This window comes from Microbulbifer mixtoriginis (SeqCode), from assembly GCF_052468275.1.
In genome coordinates, this window is sequence record NZ_CP174341.1 from 4,203,912 (window position 1) to 4,220,561 (window position 16,650).

The window sequence follows — 16,650 nt, forward strand, 5'->3', positions numbered from 1 at the left end:
ACTGATATCTATTAATCGCTATCGCCATAGCTCGATCAGCTCCTTAAGCTTGTTCTTTTCACTGCAAGCCAGAGAGGCACCCTGAATAAAGCGTTGAGCCAAATTAGAAGCTTTAAATAGTTCCTGCCAGCGGAGAATGACCTCAGTATCAGACAAAGTTTTGGCCGTTTTAGCATCAATATAGAGCACCACATGGTAGTGATTACTCATTACCGCATAAGCAGCGATATCCAGCGCAAAGATAGCAGCTAGCTTTTGCATCCCAGTCTCAATCCACTGGCGCCGGTGCTCATAATCCCTCCCCAATTGACCATCTCTTCCACAAAGAAACGCCCTGCGTACACAGCGGGAGACGCAGTGATAGTACGGCGTCGCATCAAGTGAGACCTGAGAGCGGCGAGGCTGGGTCATCGGGTATGGATTTAACTGTTTTAATATCCAGTATCTTTATTGTGATTTCAGTATTGTGTCAATAGTCGTGACGCCTTAAGCTCAACCTTTGATGGGTGTCCAGAAACGGGCTCATTTTTGTCGTTTGGGCAAAGTCAAATGCTTAACAAAGCCAAGCAGTTCGCTTCGCCCCCTTCGGGGTTCCGCGGGACGCCTTAGCTCTCTGAAGTGGCTACAGGGACTTATCGTAGTTAGTTATCCTGTCAAGATGAACAAGGGTGGATATTTGAAAAATAGATTTATAAAAACAGAAACTCTGCCAGACAGTTTATGGTGTGATAAGTCTGAAAATATTTTACTTCCAAATCAACTGGTAAATTTATGGAAGGGGTTGTTGAATGAAAATTCACTTTTAGACCTAGCTAAAGAAAAGGCTCCTAAGGGCTTTGAAGGTGGTATATCGAAAGAGGATACCGATAAGCATCTTGCTTGGCGTTATAACGGGTCGTGCGCGCGAGTAATTTTGTCTTTATTAGATCCTAAGGCAAAGCTGCCAGAAGTTTCTGATGCTTATGCTTCAATATTTGCAGGAAACAAGGTTTTTGTCGCAGATCTTCCAAGTGGCTCTGGCGCAGCAATTGTCAGCATACTCTGTACTCTGTATGAGCTTAGAAAAAATAACGTGCTTCCACGCCACCCGCTAGAAGTTACTATTTTAGCTGGAGAAATATCTGAAACTGCTAGAGGGTATTTACTTAAGCAACTAGAAGATTTGAAAGGAGTGGTTGAAGAGCAAGCAATATGGATAAAATTCGAAATATTGGAATGGGACACCTTGAGCAAGGTAAGCACAGTTGATTTAATTAAGAGAATGACCCTTTTAAGTCAGGACTGTCATGCAAGAGTGCTCTTGCTAACAAATTTTACAGGTTTCCTTGAGAACTCTGGTAACTGGAAAAAGGCTAAACCCCAATTTGATGATATTTTCTTACATAGTAGAGACTCTTTGAGTACTGCGATTTGGATTGAACCTCAAAGAAAAAATGTAGTCCATTTCTTTGCTAAAGCTATCAAGTGGCTCAAAGAATCATTTAAAAACTTGATTGGAGGCCAAGCAGAATTAGAAAACACAAGTTGGTATGCACAAACAGAAGCAAAGTGTAAGCAACCAATTAAAGAAGGAAGCTTTCCTGTGCGATTGACTGTCATGAGATTTGATCTCCCTGTTGAGGTTCAAAAATGAGTACCGAACTTGCGGTTAAGGCTCTTAATCAATATCGCAAGAGAGATATCTTTCCATATCTTGCACTGCGGTATTATGTAGAAAATTCTGTCGGACGGCAAAATCGCTGGATCAAAGATGTTTCTACTAGGCTAACGACTCAAAATGAGCATTTTGGGTATCTAAGGATGTATCATTTTAAAGATATTTCTGACGATAAATTTATACACAGAGATATATATGTTCCAGCACCAAGTGAAGCTTTAGCTGAAGTAGCGTTAATTACAGAGCTTTCTAAATATGAGGCATTCATCCCTAAGCCTTATGTTTATAGCTATCGGTTCGCCTCTGACAAGGAAAAAAACGGGGTATTCAAGCCATACTTTGATGGTTTCAAGGAGAGACACAAATCCATATCAGATTCGTGCTGGAAAACTGAAAACGGAGTGGTTCTCTACACTGATATTAAGAAATTTTATCCAAGTATAACTTCAGTAGATGCCGTAGAAGCTTGGAAAGAAGCGTGCCAACAGTCTAAATTAAATGGCAATTACGAGCTGCTTGGCCTTAGAATACTCGAAAATCACATGAAGGTCTCCGAACAGGATCGAACTGGAAAGGGCTTATTAACTGGCCCAACATTTAGTCATGTGATCGCTAATTTATTACTTGATCGTATTGACCAGGAAATGAATGATATTTCAGGTGGAAACTATTGGCGTTATGTTGATGATGTTGTTTTCGTGGGCACTACTGAACAAGTTTCTTTGTGGAGAGAAAAACTCGAAGGAAAGTTTAACGATCTCAATCTAGTGCTTCATGATGGTGATAAAGATTTTCAGGTGCCATGTGAAGAATGGCTTGAGGGCGAGTTTGATTTTGATAACTCTATTGGGAATGAATGGGTTTCTTTAATAAGTGATGTAAAGAGATTTTTGCTTGCAAACCCATTGAAAAAGGATGAGTTACAACAAAGCTTCCAGGAAAATAACATTCGAATCCCTATTGTTGATTATTCAGATGCCGTTAAAGATTCAAGTTACTTACATAGATTTCAAGACTGGATGCGTAAGTATAAGTGGGCAATTAAGTCCGTAAAATCGATAACTATCAATAGTTTGCTAACCCAAGCAAAGAAGTGCGAGGAGTCTCTTTCTATAAGATTAGCCGATTTGTTGAAAGAAGATTGTTCGTTTTCACCATATGCTGAAAAGAGAACAACGCCAAAGCTTAGATACTTATCAGGAAGGCTGCTCTATTTATCTAGCAGGGAAAATTTAGGTCGACTCGGGGAAATATTAATAAGTCGTCCAGACTTATATTTGATAGCAAAAACAATGGAAGCAATTGCTTCTAGGGACTTTACTGATATTTTGTCGATGGGAGTAAATGCTACTCACTCTGCTGCTCAACTTGTTCGAGCTGAAGGAGGTGAACCTGTTCGGATAGATAACGATATTGATTTATGTGCTGTAGTGGAACAATCTTTGGCTGTTCTGGCAATTAATGGTGTGCAGCACAATTACGAGGCAATAAATACAGAACTGATGCAACTGGCTACAGCTGCCGGTATGAAAGGCCTTATGCAATCAAAAAATGGCTTTGTTAGGGAATTTGCATGTCTTCATGGGCTCAGCAAACCAAGACACCAATGTCTTTTAGATAGTAGTTTTGATAGGGATGAAGAGCTAGCTATGGATGTATTAAATCAGTTGCAAAGATCTAGTCATTGCTAACAGATCTAACAAGGCCTTCCATTTCTCCAGGCATGATGTAGGACGAGGTGAAATGCTGTAAATTATGCTTTAGGTTTGAAAATTACGTGATTTTGGCCAATCCGGAAGGAATAGTATCTAAAGGTTGGGAGGGAATTATTAGGGCATTGCCGAAAAAAAACATTGGCAATCGCCTATGCCATGTACCCAGCGTTTATTGAGCTGAATACAGGCTTGCCTTACAGCCTCTGCTGATCCCACCAGGCCTTTAAAGCGGCTTTCAAAGTTCCGATTAAGATAGAGCCAGTGTTTTGCTGAGATTCCCAGCCACTCAAGGATAGGGGGCGCGTTTTGAGAAATGGTACCGATCGGCTTGAGATCTACATAGGCTATTAGAGTAGGCCTCCTGAATCGAGGCTAGCGGGTTGGGCCTAATTATGACTTAGCGGCCACGCAGACAGCAGCTAGCTAAACAGATCTCTCCAGATAAGAACGTGATCTTGCAATACACAACTACATCATTAGCCCGGCCCATTAGCCACATAGCTGCGGTATCCTTGGCCACCTCGCCTCCAGGCTAAGCCTTATATGATGTTTCTGTTCGTCAGCTCCTAGTTTTGCTAGCGACTTCCTCCCCACAAAACCTCGCGATGCTGCAGTTGCCATTCGCTAGTAGTTAGCATTTAATGGAATCCATTAAATGGTGATCTCCCTACAGGGGATTTTCACCCCATTGGTCCATGCCCAGGCTGGGCGTACCAAGTCAATTAACTACGTGCTTTTGGCGCCCGACAGCTTACACACCGCTTCGTTATGTTTCTGAGGATGACTAGTGCATAAAGATAAAGTTCGAAGATTTTATGAGGTTCTTTGGGATGCCCACGATAAGAAAGCAATGCCATCGATCCTGCATGAGAGCTTCTCCTTTAGAGGATCATTGGGGCAGGAAAAGCGAGGTCACAAAGGTTTCGCTGAATATGTCGATATGGTTCACAAAGCGCTGGGTGATTACAAATGCATTATTGAAGATCTCGTAGAAGAGGGAGACAAGGTTTTTGCAAAGATGTCCTTTACCGGATTTCATAGAGATGAGTTTATGGGCTTTTTACCATCACATAAACGCGTAACTTGGAACGGGTGCGCCTTGTTTACCTTTGAAGATGATCGAATCTCTGATGTATGGGTGCTAGGTGATTTAAAGAGCCTTGAAAATCAGCTCAAGAAAAACGAAACATAACAATCGCAGCCAGCAGGACCGTCGCTACGTGCCGACCTCTGCTGCAAGGCGTTAGTTTTCATCGGGCTTCGATCAATGAAAGTTATATATCTAACCTTATTAATCATCCTTTATTCTCAGCGAGCCATTTCGTTTGAATATGATCATAAGAATTTAAGCGTTGATTTAAATAATGCCACTGACATTGTTATTGCTAAGAAAATCTCAGGCCGCATCACGTACGCAGATCTGACACATGAAATTAGCTCATATAACGCAAAGCCTATTGAGTGGCGTGACTCTCCAGCGTGGGAGAGATTGCAAGATCTGAATCGAGGTATCGACTCAACTTTCTTGGTATTGAATTCAATCAAGAGTACTTTTGAAATAGGGGGTCGATTTACATTTAATGACTCATGGATACCTGTTGAATTGGGTTCAGTTCAACTGTATTTTCTATATCGGAAAAATGATCAAATCCAGTCTAATCCGTGTCATCGAATACCAATCGGCGATAACAAACAATCAATCGTCGAGCTTTCTTCAGATCCTAATGGGATTATTGGTTTGGTTTTACGCAATAAGCTATCATTTTGCGATTCAAAAAACTGACAAAGCAATGCACTTGACCTCCACTGCGCCGCTTTATTTTGTGCTTTAATAGCACAAAATCAACCAACTACGTTCCGGCCAGTGCTTTGGGCGTTATATTTTCCACTGTTAAGGAGGTAATACAATGTCAAAGGAAAGAACTAAGAGCTTAGTCGATTTATTTTCGTCTAGACTAACGACTCTTGGTCATATTCTTGAAATTTCTGAACAGCACTTCCATGAGGAGTCAGAATCCATATTGGATTTTCGACTAATTGAAGACATGCTTCCTTTTGGCACACAGATCGCCTACGCATGTAATCAGCCTTACAATTTCTCGCTTTGGTGCAAAAATCAGGAATCCGATAATCTATCTCCTAAAATTGAGTCCTTAACCGTAGCTAAGAACCTAATTGAGCGAACTAAATCTCAACTTCAAGATTCGGAGCTAAGAGATTCAAAATTGTCAGAACTAAAGCGAATAAACCTTGGTGGAAATCAATATCTTGAGTTAGAGGGGAAGGATTACATTCAAGAATTTCTAATCCCCAACTTTTATTTTCATATGGTTTCTGCTTACAACATCATGCGAATGAAAGGGGTTCCTTTGGGAAAGGTAAACTATATGGCACATGTAGCTCCCTTGGTTAAGGTGGCATAACAAGTGACTATGGTCCTTAGTCAATTATTTAAGCCATCTTTTTTGGTTTACCAGCAGCGACTAGGCGCTCATACATTGGTTTTCATTTAGGGTGCATTGTATTGCCGACATCATAGAAAAAATAAGACTGTACGCACACGATGTCGTCCGCCTCGAATATAGGGCTAACCCTGGAAGCTGCCACTATTACGGTTCATCGGGGTGATACCGCCAAGTGCAGCGTTTTTTTTACGGTTCAATTTTCCTACCTCGGGAAGCTCACTCATCAACGTATAAGCCAATACATTTCCGCCCCCTTTAGCACTCAACAGTAGGTCGCGCCTTTGCCGCCACTCAGGCACACTGTTAACCAGTTTATCCAGTTGCTTGTCGATACCTTGTAGCTCTTTCTTTATGGTGTTTAGAATGGTCTGTATAGGTTTGAGTACTGACCTAGGCATCCTCTGAAGTCGATTCTTTTGCATTGTGCTCATCTCTAAGCACTGGCTTATTAAAGTCAGTAAGTCACTGATCTCCCTGAGTTTTTCTGGCTTTAGCGCCGATAGTCTTGGCTTCATGGCCTCACCAGAATGTGCAATATCAATTGCATTTAGCCCGTCGGTTTGGCGAGGCGTCCTTCGGATTTAGCGAAGCTTCTTATCTGAGACGGATTGCAAACGACAATAGGTAATCCTGCTTTATCTGCGGCGCTAACAAACACTAACTCGAGCCTTCCAGTAGACTCTATTAATACGCTCTGAGGTTTAAGAGGTTGTAGTTGTTTAATGGCATCTTTAATGCCATTTTTGGCATTGTTAACACTAAAGAATTGGCCAGTAGATCTCACATAAATATCGAGTTGTTTACTACTGGAATAAATACCGACATTGATCTCTTTAGCTTCCAGTAAGATAAGCCATCTCCACCTTGCTATTCGGGCTCAAAGCCCACATGACTATTCGAGTTATGCCTAGTGAGTGCTTTTCACGTTCATACTTGTTATCGGTCTTTTACGAACCTGCCAGGCAGCGAACTGTGATAAACAAGGCCTTCGGTGGCCACCGAAAGTGGGTCTCAATTTCCTCGTTAGCGAAAAGGATTTTCAACATCAGAATCGGGCAAGAACAACCATACAAGTCAATTAACTTCGCGCCTGCGGCGCCGGACAGCTTATATTGCGCTTCGCTCCGAGCCTGCTGCCGGTTATTGAGGCGTTTAGGTGACATAAGTGCTCCCCCGCTTCGACCACCAGCTGGAGGCGTCCGATGGATAACGAGCACGCTGTAGTAGTGATTGGAGCCGGATTCGCCGGACTTTCCTGTGCCGCCCGGCTAAAGAGCGCAGGTCTCACCAACTTAGCCATCGTAGAGAAGGGGGAAGGATGCGGAGGATTCTGGCGTGGGAACTATGACCGGATCCGCCTTCACACGCCGTTTCACGAATTGCCCGATGACGGTGGAATTCGCCGCGACTACCCTGAGTTCCTTCCGAGAGACGACCTCATCGAATATTTCGAACGGTACGCAGCACGCCACAACTTGCTCGGCAATATCGTGGCAGACACGGAGGTTTCGTCAATTGCTCTGGACGCCGGGCGCTGGTCGATAAGGAGCTCTAAGTCGGAATTCCGATCACGGTTTTTGGTAGTTGCCACGGCGTCCAATCGGAAACCAATTTGGCCGGAGATTGATGGCTTAAGCGAATACGGGGGAACGGCGATACATAGTCGACAGTATCACAATGCGACCCCCTTCAAAGGCAAGCGAACCCTTGTAATCGGAAGTGGAAACTCTGCCGCAGAAATCGCTTTGGATCTCACTGAGGGTGGCGCCCGCGAAGTGAAGATGCTCATCCGAGGCCCGCGCCATGTGTTGTCATTGAGAGGCCTGGGAATCGCTGCCCGTGTTGCGCGGTTCCTCAACACCGGGTTCACTTCAAAGCACATTGAAGAGTCGCACGCCTATACGCGCTCTCACCCAGCGTTTCGGGAGAAACTCGCAAAGAAAGACAAGTTCTTCTCTACCTTCTCAATCGATATGAGCGAGTATGGAATCCATCCGCCGGATTCGGGCCCGGCGACCCAAATCTCATTGCACGGCCGAGTAGCGTGGATGGATCAAGGCACCGTAAAGGCGATAAAGCAGGGACGGATCAAAGTAATTGATGCGAAAGAGAACCCACTGCATCGATTGAGCAAGAGGGGCGCCGTCTTCAAAAATGGCCTCGAAGATTTTGATTTGGTCGTATTTGCTACTGGAATGGAGCCGGGCTTAGATGACTTGTTCGAGGAACCGGCAAGATTCCTAGAATGGAATGACGAGATGTCCCGCCTAATGCCTCGGACCGATGGCCGTAGCCGTAGCATCGTTGAGCCCACCCTGTTCTTCCCTGGGTTCGACCTTTCGGTAAATGGGGGACTGAGCCTTGGCCTATGGGGATTCGAGTGTGCAGATGCTATCCTGCGCCAAATGGCTTCTGTTAATGCTGCCACCTAGCAAGCCGTTGGAGGCGGACGCGTCACCGGGGCGCTTTCTTCTGCCGCGCAGCATGGTCGCTACCGAGAAGCGCCTATTAACGCGCCGATCAACTCGGGGTTAACTGCTGTACACACTATGAGACTATTTACTGATTTTTATACAAAGGTTGCACTTAAGCTTTATCCATATAGGTGGTTATTAGTTGTGTCCTTTTTTCTTCCTTTTATAGGTTGGTCTCCTGCCTCAACGGCACTGCTGGTAATGCTGTGGGTGTGGACCAATTTAGGACTATTAATTGTTTTAACCTATGGACCTATCAACCATTTAGAGGGCTCTATTATATGGAGTGACGGGTGGCGACCTATAGCTTGGGTTTTCCTGATTCCAATCTTACTGGGAGCCTTGGCTGCAACAGTCCTAATTCCTTATGCTCTTATACAAAGTAATTAACAAACCGCAGCAGACGTTCCTTTTGATCGCCGGACTCGCACAAGCGCGAGCCGTTTAACCGGGCGTTAACCAAAAACTAATGTCAAAGAAGCGTAAAATGAGATACAGAGAGTACGTAGATCATCCACGATATGGTTCCAAGCCAATATACTCCGGAAGCAAGATGACGGCTGAAATGGCTGCGTCTGCTCATTGGAGCCTTGATAAAGATAGTGTTTTCCCCGAAACGGCTATCCCTGCAAATATTGATAGGCAGAACTATTCAATATTTCCGCGTAAGTTTTACGTAGATATAGAACGCTGTTGTATTCAATGCAGGCGATGGTTTATTTTTTTTGCTAACGAGCAGAAGCACTGGTTTGAAGGGCTAGGGTTTTATGTTGATGCCGATTGTACCAAATGCGTAGACTGCAGAAAAAATGATCAGAACATCAAGCTGATGCAAAAGAGATATCAGATCCTTAGTGTGAAAAAAGATCGTAATGCAAAAGAGATATCTGAGCTTAAAAGAATTGCCTTAGAGCTATTTCAGTTGGGATATATCAAAGATCAAACTAAAGTGGATAGAATTGGCTAACAAACGCAAACAAACCGGCCTATCGGCCTCGACTCACAACGCTCACGTTTCTTGCAGACGTTAGATTGCCATGGTCAAGTCATTATCAACCGTTGTTTTAGTAATCTTGATATTATTTGCTATGAAGCAGTGGATGCTTTCTAAAGATAAGCAAGAAAAACTTGCCAGACTCAATGCCATTGAAACAGCAGAACAGTGCCTCGCGGTTGGTGGGGAGCTTCGTCCTGTATGTATGTCCGGTACTAGAATGTGCATCGTTAACTATTCAGATGCCGGAAAATCCTGTCTAAGTAGCTCACAATGCCAGGGTGAATGTAGGGTTTCGGAGAGTAAGGCTGGCAACGTTTTTGCCATGGGTCAGTGCTCTACCTCCAATAATCCTTGTGGTTGCTGGGCAAATGTCGAGCTAGGTATGGTAAACCATGCTATTTGCTTCGACTAAATCTAACAAACGCAAGCAGGATGCTAAGGCCCAGCGGGCCTCCGCGGACGTTAAAGCACTATGAAACTACTACCAATATTTTTGTTTCTTTGTTCCAGCACCTGCTACAGCTGGGAATGTGCCGAGCGTGATCCGCCAATTTGCATAGAGGAATTCTAGAATCAGCGCCCCAGAGTTATTGTTGCCCAAGTGGTTTCAGGAAAGTACGATCTGAACGCAAAAGATGAGTATGAATACCAACTTTCGGTCAAGCATTGGCTTAAAGGAAATTTGGGAAGAAAATCAAATATACAGAGCCGTGATTCTTTACAACTTTCAATTAGCGAGAAATACATTTTTTCAATTAAAAATAGTACGGTTGATTTTTGTGAATTGATTTTGCCGTTTTCGTATAGCTGGCTAGAGCGTTTTGATATTCCAGTGGAGCAGGCTCGTGTAGAAAAAATTGTGGAGCTTTCAGGTTACAAACCTTAACGATACACAATGCAGTCAATGTTAGAGAAACTATGAATAACGAATACAGAGCAAGGGATTGGATTAACTTCATTTTAGAGAGATGTCAGTTCCCTGATACACAAGCGCTAAAGAATCATCTCGACAAAGCCGTGTTTTCTGAGTTCTGTCAGTGCGGATGTAATAGCTTCAAAGTTCTGGTCCCGGATTTCACCAAGGCCATTGCAGTTCCAGGTAAATATGGTGTAATTTTTGAAGCAAACTTTAATCTTGCAGAAGCAGGTAAAACGTTAGAGATCCTAATATTCTCTGGAAAATCAGGAATGGTTGAATACATAGAAATAGACTGTAGTGGTAACAACTTTCCTATCCCAGAAATAGTTGAGGTTGTTGGAGAACCGTTTCATATCAGTGCCGGTAGTGCGCTACTTCTCTAACGAAAGCCGGCACATGCACGCACTTCTTGCGCTGGACTCACAACAAATTGCTCGCCTTTGCGACGGGCATTAAATTCACGGGGATATCGTGCTAAAGATTCTGAAATTTATAACATTTACACTATTGAGTATGTCGGTACTGGCAGAGTCTATTGAGTCCATTAACAAAGGTAAGCACATTGAAATCTCGGGTTTTGACTGTGCAGATAAAAGCACTCATATGATTGAGTGGCTAGGACTGGGAACGGATTATCGTAGCTTCGTAGTAAAGGATGTAGAAACAGAGCTTTATAATCAGCAACCAGGTTCTCAACTTTTAAAGCTTGAATGCACTGGTGAACCAGAACTGCTGACTGGTGCGTTACCACAAGATGGAGTTGAAGCTAAAGCAATCTTAACGAGGTTCTCGGTGACATTTCCTCTTAAAGCTACCATTAATCTTTCTGGTACCATCTGGGTGTTATCTATTGATCAAAATTACTACGCTGAAAACCTAAATTTACTCACCGATCGTAAGCTAATAAAAAAATTCACTGTCAAAGGCAGTTCCAAGCAATGAATTTAACAAGCAGATGCACTACGTTCCGATCAGCAGCCTCTATTAGACTCGTTACCCTCACTAATAAGCTAGGCGTTATCAAACAACATAAAGTCTCACAACCTGTATTCTGACAACTTAGCAACTTGTTTCTACTGATTTCACCTTCATTTCACCTCTGCTTCTTTAAAGTGCTGCTCAACCAGTTCTTTAAAGGAGCTAACCATGTCGAGCAGCATTCAGTTAAAGCAAGTTGACCATCATTTTACCTTGGCCAAACAACAGGTCAGCCTGTTTGAGGATTTAAATATTGAACTGCACAGTGGTCAGTCTTACGCCATTGTGGGGCCCTCTGGAGTAGGTAAATCAAGCTTATTACTGTTAATGGCGGGTCTTGAACCTCCCGTTTCTGGCGAAGTGCAATTCCAGAAAAATGGTAAGCCGCAGCTATTAAAGAGCCTACGTCAAAGCTCAGGTTTTATTTTTCAGCAGTTTCATTTGTTACCCGAACTCGATGCCTTAAACAACGTCGCGCTGCCTTTAAAACTAAAAGGCGATAAACGTGCATTAACCACAGCCGAATTATGGCTCGACAAAGTGGGGCTAGCTGAGCGAATGTATCATAAACCACAGCAGCTCAGCGGTGGTGAGCAACAACGGGTGGCCATTGCCCGTGCTTTTGTCATACAGCCGCAATTTATTTTTGCCGATGAACCTACGGGTAACCTAGATGAGAAAACCGCGCAACATATTGCGCAATTGATGTTTGATTGCTGTCAGCAAAGCGGCGCGGGGCTGGTACTCGTCACTCACTCGATGGAATTAGCGCAGCAGGCCGATACTTTGCTGCAATTGGGTCAAGGCAAATTAACGGTCATGGCGCGCAACCAAGCTGCGTCTAGGGTGGGCGCATTATGCTGATTTTATTAGTGTGGCAATTATTCCGCCAGCAATACCATCAAGGGGATGCGCGCTTAATTCGCTGGACCCAAGCAAGTTTGATGTTCTTCATTTTAACGCTCAGTTTGACCAGCAGTTCCATTCAGGCTTATTTGGCCAATAATTTGCAACAAATGCTTGGCAGCGATTTGGTAATTTCTCAGCATCAAGCCCTAACCGATGCGCAAATAAACAAGTTGCACCAGCATGCACAGCAGTTGAGCGTGAGCCAGCTGGTGAACGTAACCTTGACCCATGATCACCATTGGCAAGCGGTGCAGTTAAAAGCAGTGGATGATCATTATCCAGTACAAGGCACCGTGCAAGTGGCGTTTGAGACGGATGGACAAGGGCAATCCCTGAGGCATGGGCCTAAATCCGGTGAAATATGGGTCGATAGCCGATTGTTTGCTTCACTGAAGCTCGCCCTTGGCCAATCCTTAGATATGGGGCATGGGCAATTAAAGCTCACAGGTTTGGTGCAACATGAACCCGACCGCCTGCTCGAAGGCCATTCGGTGGCGATGCGCGCATTGGTGCATCTAGATGACCTTCCACTGATACAAGCCGACAATGCCCTCTTTCGCTATTTACTTGTGGGGGATAAAAACGAATTGAACACCCTAAAACAATGGGCCACCACTGAGCTAGTAACTGCACAGCTTTATGACAAACACAGCGGCCATCCGTTGGCAATGTTTTGGCAACGGGTTGAGAATTTTGTGGGCTTAGCATCGGTACTGTTATTTTTGATGGCGGCCATTGCCATCGACCAAGCCGGTCGACGTCAGTTGTTATCCCAGCAGCGTTTTGCGGCGGTGTGTTTGGCCATGGGCAGCGATAAACCCCGAGTGTTTGCTTTATCATTTGGTCAATGGCTATTAACAGTCATTGCAGGGCTAATTCCGGCAACCGCCTTGGCATGGGGGGCGGAATACCTAATTTTGCAGCAAATGCAGACACAGTTTGCTGACCTAACAACCACCTGGGTATGGACAGATTTAATCAGCAGCTACGCGCTATTGTTGGCTCTATTGGCAATTTTTCAAATTCCCAATTGGTTAGTGATGGCCAAAGTGACCCCGGCACAGTTGATTCGCCAAATGGCGAGTCCGAATCACTTATTGCCTCGCTATGGATTTGCGTTAATCAGTGTGGCTGTGGTGACTTTTGTTTACTCCGACAACGGTCTGCTAACGGCCATGACGCTATCCGCTATGGCAGCCACCTTGATACTGATGATGGTATTGACTTGGTTGGTGCTGAGTTTGGGCCATACGGTGACGAGCCGTGCAATGGGCATGATGGCTTTTGGTTTTTATATGATGAAACAGCGATTACTTAGCAAATCCATTCAAATTTTGGGCATTGGAATGTGTGCCACCTTGTTGCTGTTCACCTTGAGTTTGATGAAAGACATTGGCCAAACCATGGAAGGCTATACCCGCGAGCACGATGGTAATCTGATTATCACCCAGGCTAATGAACAACAGGTGCAAGACATTCGCCAGTGGAGTGCACAAACTGGCAGTGACATTCGCCAATTAAAGCCGTTTTGGTACGGGCAGTTAAGCCATATCAATGGCCAGATGTTGGCGGAATTTGCCACCAGCCCCAGCGAAAGTTTGACTAGTTTACAAAAGCCTGTCCGCTTGCATTTCAGTATTCAGCAAGCAACCAACAACCAAACGGTGACAGGCCAACGCTGGCAAGATCGAGATGCCGACTGGCAACAAGTATCGGTAGAGCAAGAAGTCATGACTGATATGGGGTTGAAACTCGGCGACCAATTACAGTTTGAAGTTGCGGGGCAATCTTTGAACTTTGAAATCAAAGCCAGTCATAAATACGTGCCTGGTAAAGGTTCCATCACCTTTTGGTTTAATGTGCCACAAAGCACCATGAACCAGCTTCAAACACCGCCACTTTATATGGGTAGCCTTGAGCTTGCGGACACTGCTTGGGGTCAGCTGGCAGAGCTTTGGAAGCGTCACCCATCATTGCGGTTAAGCTCGGTGCGCGAATTGACGCAACGCTTTGATGATACTTTGTCGATGGTGATTAAGCTGGTATCTGGATTTAGTTTGATGATTATTTTACTGGCACTGCTGGTGATCAGTGCGTCGGTCAAAGGCTATGAAGCTGATGAGCGTAAAAAGAACGCTTTACTGATCAGCTTTGGCCAATCACGTCTTGCCTGCGGTAAACTAAGCCTGTTTGAGTGGTTGCTGACTTCTTTAATTGCTAGTGTGGGGGCCATTTTAGGTACTAACCTTGCGGCTCAATTGATCTATCAGTCTCAATTTGGCATCAATTACAAGCCAGATTGGTTATGGATCATGGCTACTTTACTTGTCAGTGCATTGGTAGTGTGCAGCGCTGGCATGATAGCCAATCGCAGCAGTTTAAAGTTTTCCGTTGGGGCCCTGTTAAGGAACGGAGGCTGAATACAAGTTCAATTTTGTTGGTGGAAGATCAGCAGGATTTGGCCAATAACGTCATCGGATATTTTGAGCCCAAAGGGCTGTCGGTGGATGACGTAAGTAGGTCTCAATATACCCGTTAGCGAAAAGGATTTTCAACATCAGAATCGGACAAAAACAACTATACAAACACAGGAAGTTTGTTCCAGCCCTTCTGGCCTCTGCTGACGATAAGACGGCCATGTATAACGATATTGATAACAATTGTATTGTTGCTTTCAGGCTGTACAAGTACCAAAGAGCAGAGAAAGCCGGAGCCAAAGTTTCAGGTTCAAATTGAATCTTCGGGAGTGGAGTATTCAGTTACAAGAACTATTGCATTGCAATATCTCTCCTATGTGTCACGGTATAACTATGATGGTGAAAGTATTGAAGTTAGCAAATGTGACGGCACAGTGACCAATGAGTGCCATTATTATGTGAGCCATATAGGAAATGGTTGTGGCTGGGGCTCATATGTCATTGAGCAATGCATATCAGATAACTGTACTTTCAGTTTTACTCCATACAATGCCGGGACCGTAATTTATGAATAACCTTAACAAAGGGGTCCAATCAACGCCCAAAGCTATACACCTTCTTGTGCAAGGACCTGCATCCCTATTATGCTACAAACAACGTCCCACTTCGGCTACCTGTGCTGGCAACGTTAGGTCTGAATAAATTATCTGAGATCTTCAAGAAGATGGAAGTTGATAAAAGCGACGCTCGAAAAAGAGCCAATCAAATTAAGCCTTATCGCTGTAAAAATCTAATATGTGTTCTTGAATACCCGATGGATATGAAGAACATAGGGACAGTCATTCGAAACGTCAATGCTTTAGGCGTCGAAAAAACCTATATTATTGATCCACGCAACTCATTGCCTGATGAATGGCAGGAAATGAGAGAAAGGAAATCACTCTCAAAACCGTCTGTCTCAGCAATCAAATGGAGCTTTATAAAGCGATTTGATAGTACCGAAGAATGCCTGGATCATTTGGCGATCAACAGATTTACCTCGATTGTTACCTCTCCACATGTAAAAGGAAAAGACAACTTTATATTGCATGAGGCCGATTACACTCAGCCCAAATTAGCAGTATGGTTTGGTAACGAATCTAGAGGTATCAGTGATCTTGCAGTCAAAAATAGCGATTTCTGCGTATCTATTCCAATGTTTGGAATGATAGAAAGCTTAAACCTTGGAACAACTTCTGGGATTATATTGTATGAAGTTACCAAGCAGCGCCGCGAGTACCAGGAAAAGTATAAGCGAGCCAACCGCCGCACCTGACAGAGCAATTCAGCTGACATCTTGCTTTGTGCATTCTGATTTAGTTTTCACTGGTAAGTAGGCTATTTTTTCGTAAAATAATCATACAAAAATTTAGGTTTTTTCTATACCCTCGTTAAGCGCTAAGGTGATCACTTGCTAGTAACCGTTGCTAGATTCTCATTTCCATATGAAGCCCAGATTGCAAAAGCAAGACTTGAGTCTGAAGGAATAAGCGCTTTCATTGCAGATGAGCACACAGTCAATATGCAGTGGCTATATTCTAATGCTATGGGTGGAGTAAGGCTTCAAGTGTCGGAAAGCGACCTTGATAAAGCCCATGAAATCCTTAAGCAAGACCGCTCCAATCTTGTAGACCAAGAATTAGGGTGTGAAGGGGAAAGGAAATGTGAGTCCTGCTCTTCACGAAATGTTGAGCCATTTACCAAGGGAAAAAAGCCCGCATTTTTGGTCTTCTTACTTTTGGGTATGCCTCTATTTTTCTACCAACATGGTATTAAGTGCAAGGATTGTGGCCATTTCCAAAAACTTAATAATCACAAGTAATAAGGCATCTGCCCTTTGAGCCTCCGTCTAGCTATCTAGGTGAGGGCATTCTTTACCCTCTGGTCGTTCGAGTATGGTCAATAATCCGAACAAACAGTGACTCAAATAGTAGTAAGGGTTCACCGTGACCTCAACATCCGAAATGAGTCTAAAATTCACGATTATATCAGTGTGATAAGGACGTCCAAGTTTATGAGGGTAATAACATTTGACCGCCAGTTCTTATTTACCGCAGATGGGCTTAACCGTGACATCCAC

The 16,650-nt window shown here is 43.9% G+C and carries 16 protein-coding genes; 14 read left to right on the forward strand and 2 right to left on the reverse strand.

Features of this window, described 5'->3' with window-relative positions; translation table 11 throughout:
• Positions 1-18 precede the first annotated feature (18 nt).
• Positions 19-261, reverse strand: coding sequence for a hypothetical protein (locus tag ACJJIC_RS18430; RefSeq protein ID WP_445357602.1), 243 nt, complete (start codon positions 259-261; stop codon positions 19-21).
• Positions 262-676: 415 nt separating this feature from the next.
• On the opposite strand from ACJJIC_RS18430, the gene ACJJIC_RS18435 reads away from it, so the two are divergent.
• From ACJJIC_RS18435 to ACJJIC_RS18455, 5 genes are all read left to right on the forward strand, one after another.
• Positions 677-1,633 carry a hypothetical protein gene (locus tag ACJJIC_RS18435; protein ID WP_445357603.1) on the forward strand — a complete coding sequence of 319 codons (957 nt, stop codon included), beginning with the start codon at positions 677-679 and terminating at the stop codon, positions 1,631-1,633.
• The gene (locus tag ACJJIC_RS18440) at positions 1,630-3,348 is read left to right on the forward strand and encodes an RNA-directed DNA polymerase (RefSeq protein WP_445357604.1); all 1,719 of its coding nucleotides are present in this window, start codon (positions 1,630-1,632) and stop codon (positions 3,346-3,348) included. The genes ACJJIC_RS18435 and ACJJIC_RS18440 overlap by 4 nt, the downstream gene beginning before the upstream one ends.
• An 811-nt stretch (positions 3,349-4,159) precedes the next feature.
• Positions 4,160-4,564: an ester cyclase gene (locus ACJJIC_RS18445; protein ID WP_445357605.1), complete on the forward strand. Its 405-nt coding sequence runs from the start codon at positions 4,160-4,162 to the stop codon at positions 4,562-4,564.
• Positions 4,565-4,639: 75 nt separating this feature from the next.
• Entirely contained in the window at positions 4,640-5,155 is a 516-nt protein-coding gene (locus tag ACJJIC_RS18450) for a hypothetical protein (protein WP_445357606.1), read from the forward strand.
• A 124-nt stretch (positions 5,156-5,279) separates the two neighbouring features.
• Positions 5,280-5,795, forward strand: a complete 516-nt coding sequence (locus ACJJIC_RS18455) for a DUF1993 domain-containing protein (protein ID WP_445357607.1) — start codon at positions 5,280-5,282, stop codon at positions 5,793-5,795.
• Positions 5,796-5,959: 164 nt separating this feature from the next.
• On the opposite strand, the gene ACJJIC_RS18460 is transcribed toward ACJJIC_RS18455, so the two are convergent.
• On the reverse strand, positions 5,960-6,352 hold the full coding sequence (locus tag ACJJIC_RS18460; RefSeq protein WP_444924449.1) for a transposase: 393 nt from the start codon (positions 6,350-6,352) through the stop codon (positions 5,960-5,962).
• 687 nt (positions 6,353-7,039) lie between these two features.
• Between ACJJIC_RS18460 and ACJJIC_RS18465 the strand changes: the two genes are divergently transcribed.
• From ACJJIC_RS18465 to ACJJIC_RS18505, 9 genes are all read left to right on the forward strand, one after another.
• Positions 7,040-8,269: a flavin-containing monooxygenase gene (locus tag ACJJIC_RS18465; protein WP_445357608.1), complete on the forward strand. Its 1,230-nt coding sequence runs from the start codon at positions 7,040-7,042 to the stop codon at positions 8,267-8,269.
• A 595-nt stretch (positions 8,270-8,864) separates the two neighbouring features.
• Positions 8,865-9,278, forward strand: coding sequence for a zinc-ribbon domain containing protein (locus tag ACJJIC_RS18470; protein WP_444908986.1), 414 nt, complete (start codon positions 8,865-8,867; stop codon positions 9,276-9,278).
• Between the two features lie 631 nt (positions 9,279-9,909).
• On the forward strand, positions 9,910-10,194 hold the full coding sequence (locus ACJJIC_RS18475) for a hypothetical protein (RefSeq protein ID WP_445357609.1): 285 nt from the start codon (positions 9,910-9,912) through the stop codon (positions 10,192-10,194).
• A gap of 32 nt (positions 10,195-10,226) precedes the next feature.
• A complete protein-coding gene (locus ACJJIC_RS18480) occupies positions 10,227-10,610 on the forward strand; it encodes a hypothetical protein (protein WP_444885742.1) in 384 nt (127 codons plus the stop codon).
• Positions 10,611-10,698: 88 nt separating this feature from the next.
• A complete protein-coding gene (locus tag ACJJIC_RS18485; protein WP_444885743.1) occupies positions 10,699-11,169 on the forward strand; it encodes a hypothetical protein in 471 nt (156 codons plus the stop codon).
• Between the two features lie 204 nt (positions 11,170-11,373).
• A complete protein-coding gene (locus tag ACJJIC_RS18490) occupies positions 11,374-12,069 on the forward strand; it encodes an ABC transporter ATP-binding protein (protein WP_445357610.1) in 696 nt (231 codons plus the stop codon).
• Positions 12,063-14,534, forward strand: coding sequence for an ABC transporter permease (locus tag ACJJIC_RS18495; RefSeq protein WP_445357611.1), 2,472 nt, complete (start codon positions 12,063-12,065; stop codon positions 14,532-14,534). The genes ACJJIC_RS18490 and ACJJIC_RS18495 overlap by 7 nt, the downstream gene beginning before the upstream one ends.
• A gap of 721 nt (positions 14,535-15,255) precedes the next feature.
• Positions 15,256-15,846 (forward strand): TrmH family RNA methyltransferase, encoded by a 591-nt coding sequence (locus tag ACJJIC_RS18500; RefSeq protein WP_445357612.1) that lies wholly within the window; start codon positions 15,256-15,258, stop codon positions 15,844-15,846.
• 135 nt (positions 15,847-15,981) lie between these two features.
• Positions 15,982-16,392: a putative signal transducing protein gene (locus ACJJIC_RS18505; protein WP_444885747.1), complete on the forward strand. Its 411-nt coding sequence runs from the start codon at positions 15,982-15,984 to the stop codon at positions 16,390-16,392.
• The last annotated feature ends 258 nt before the right edge of the window (positions 16,393-16,650 follow it).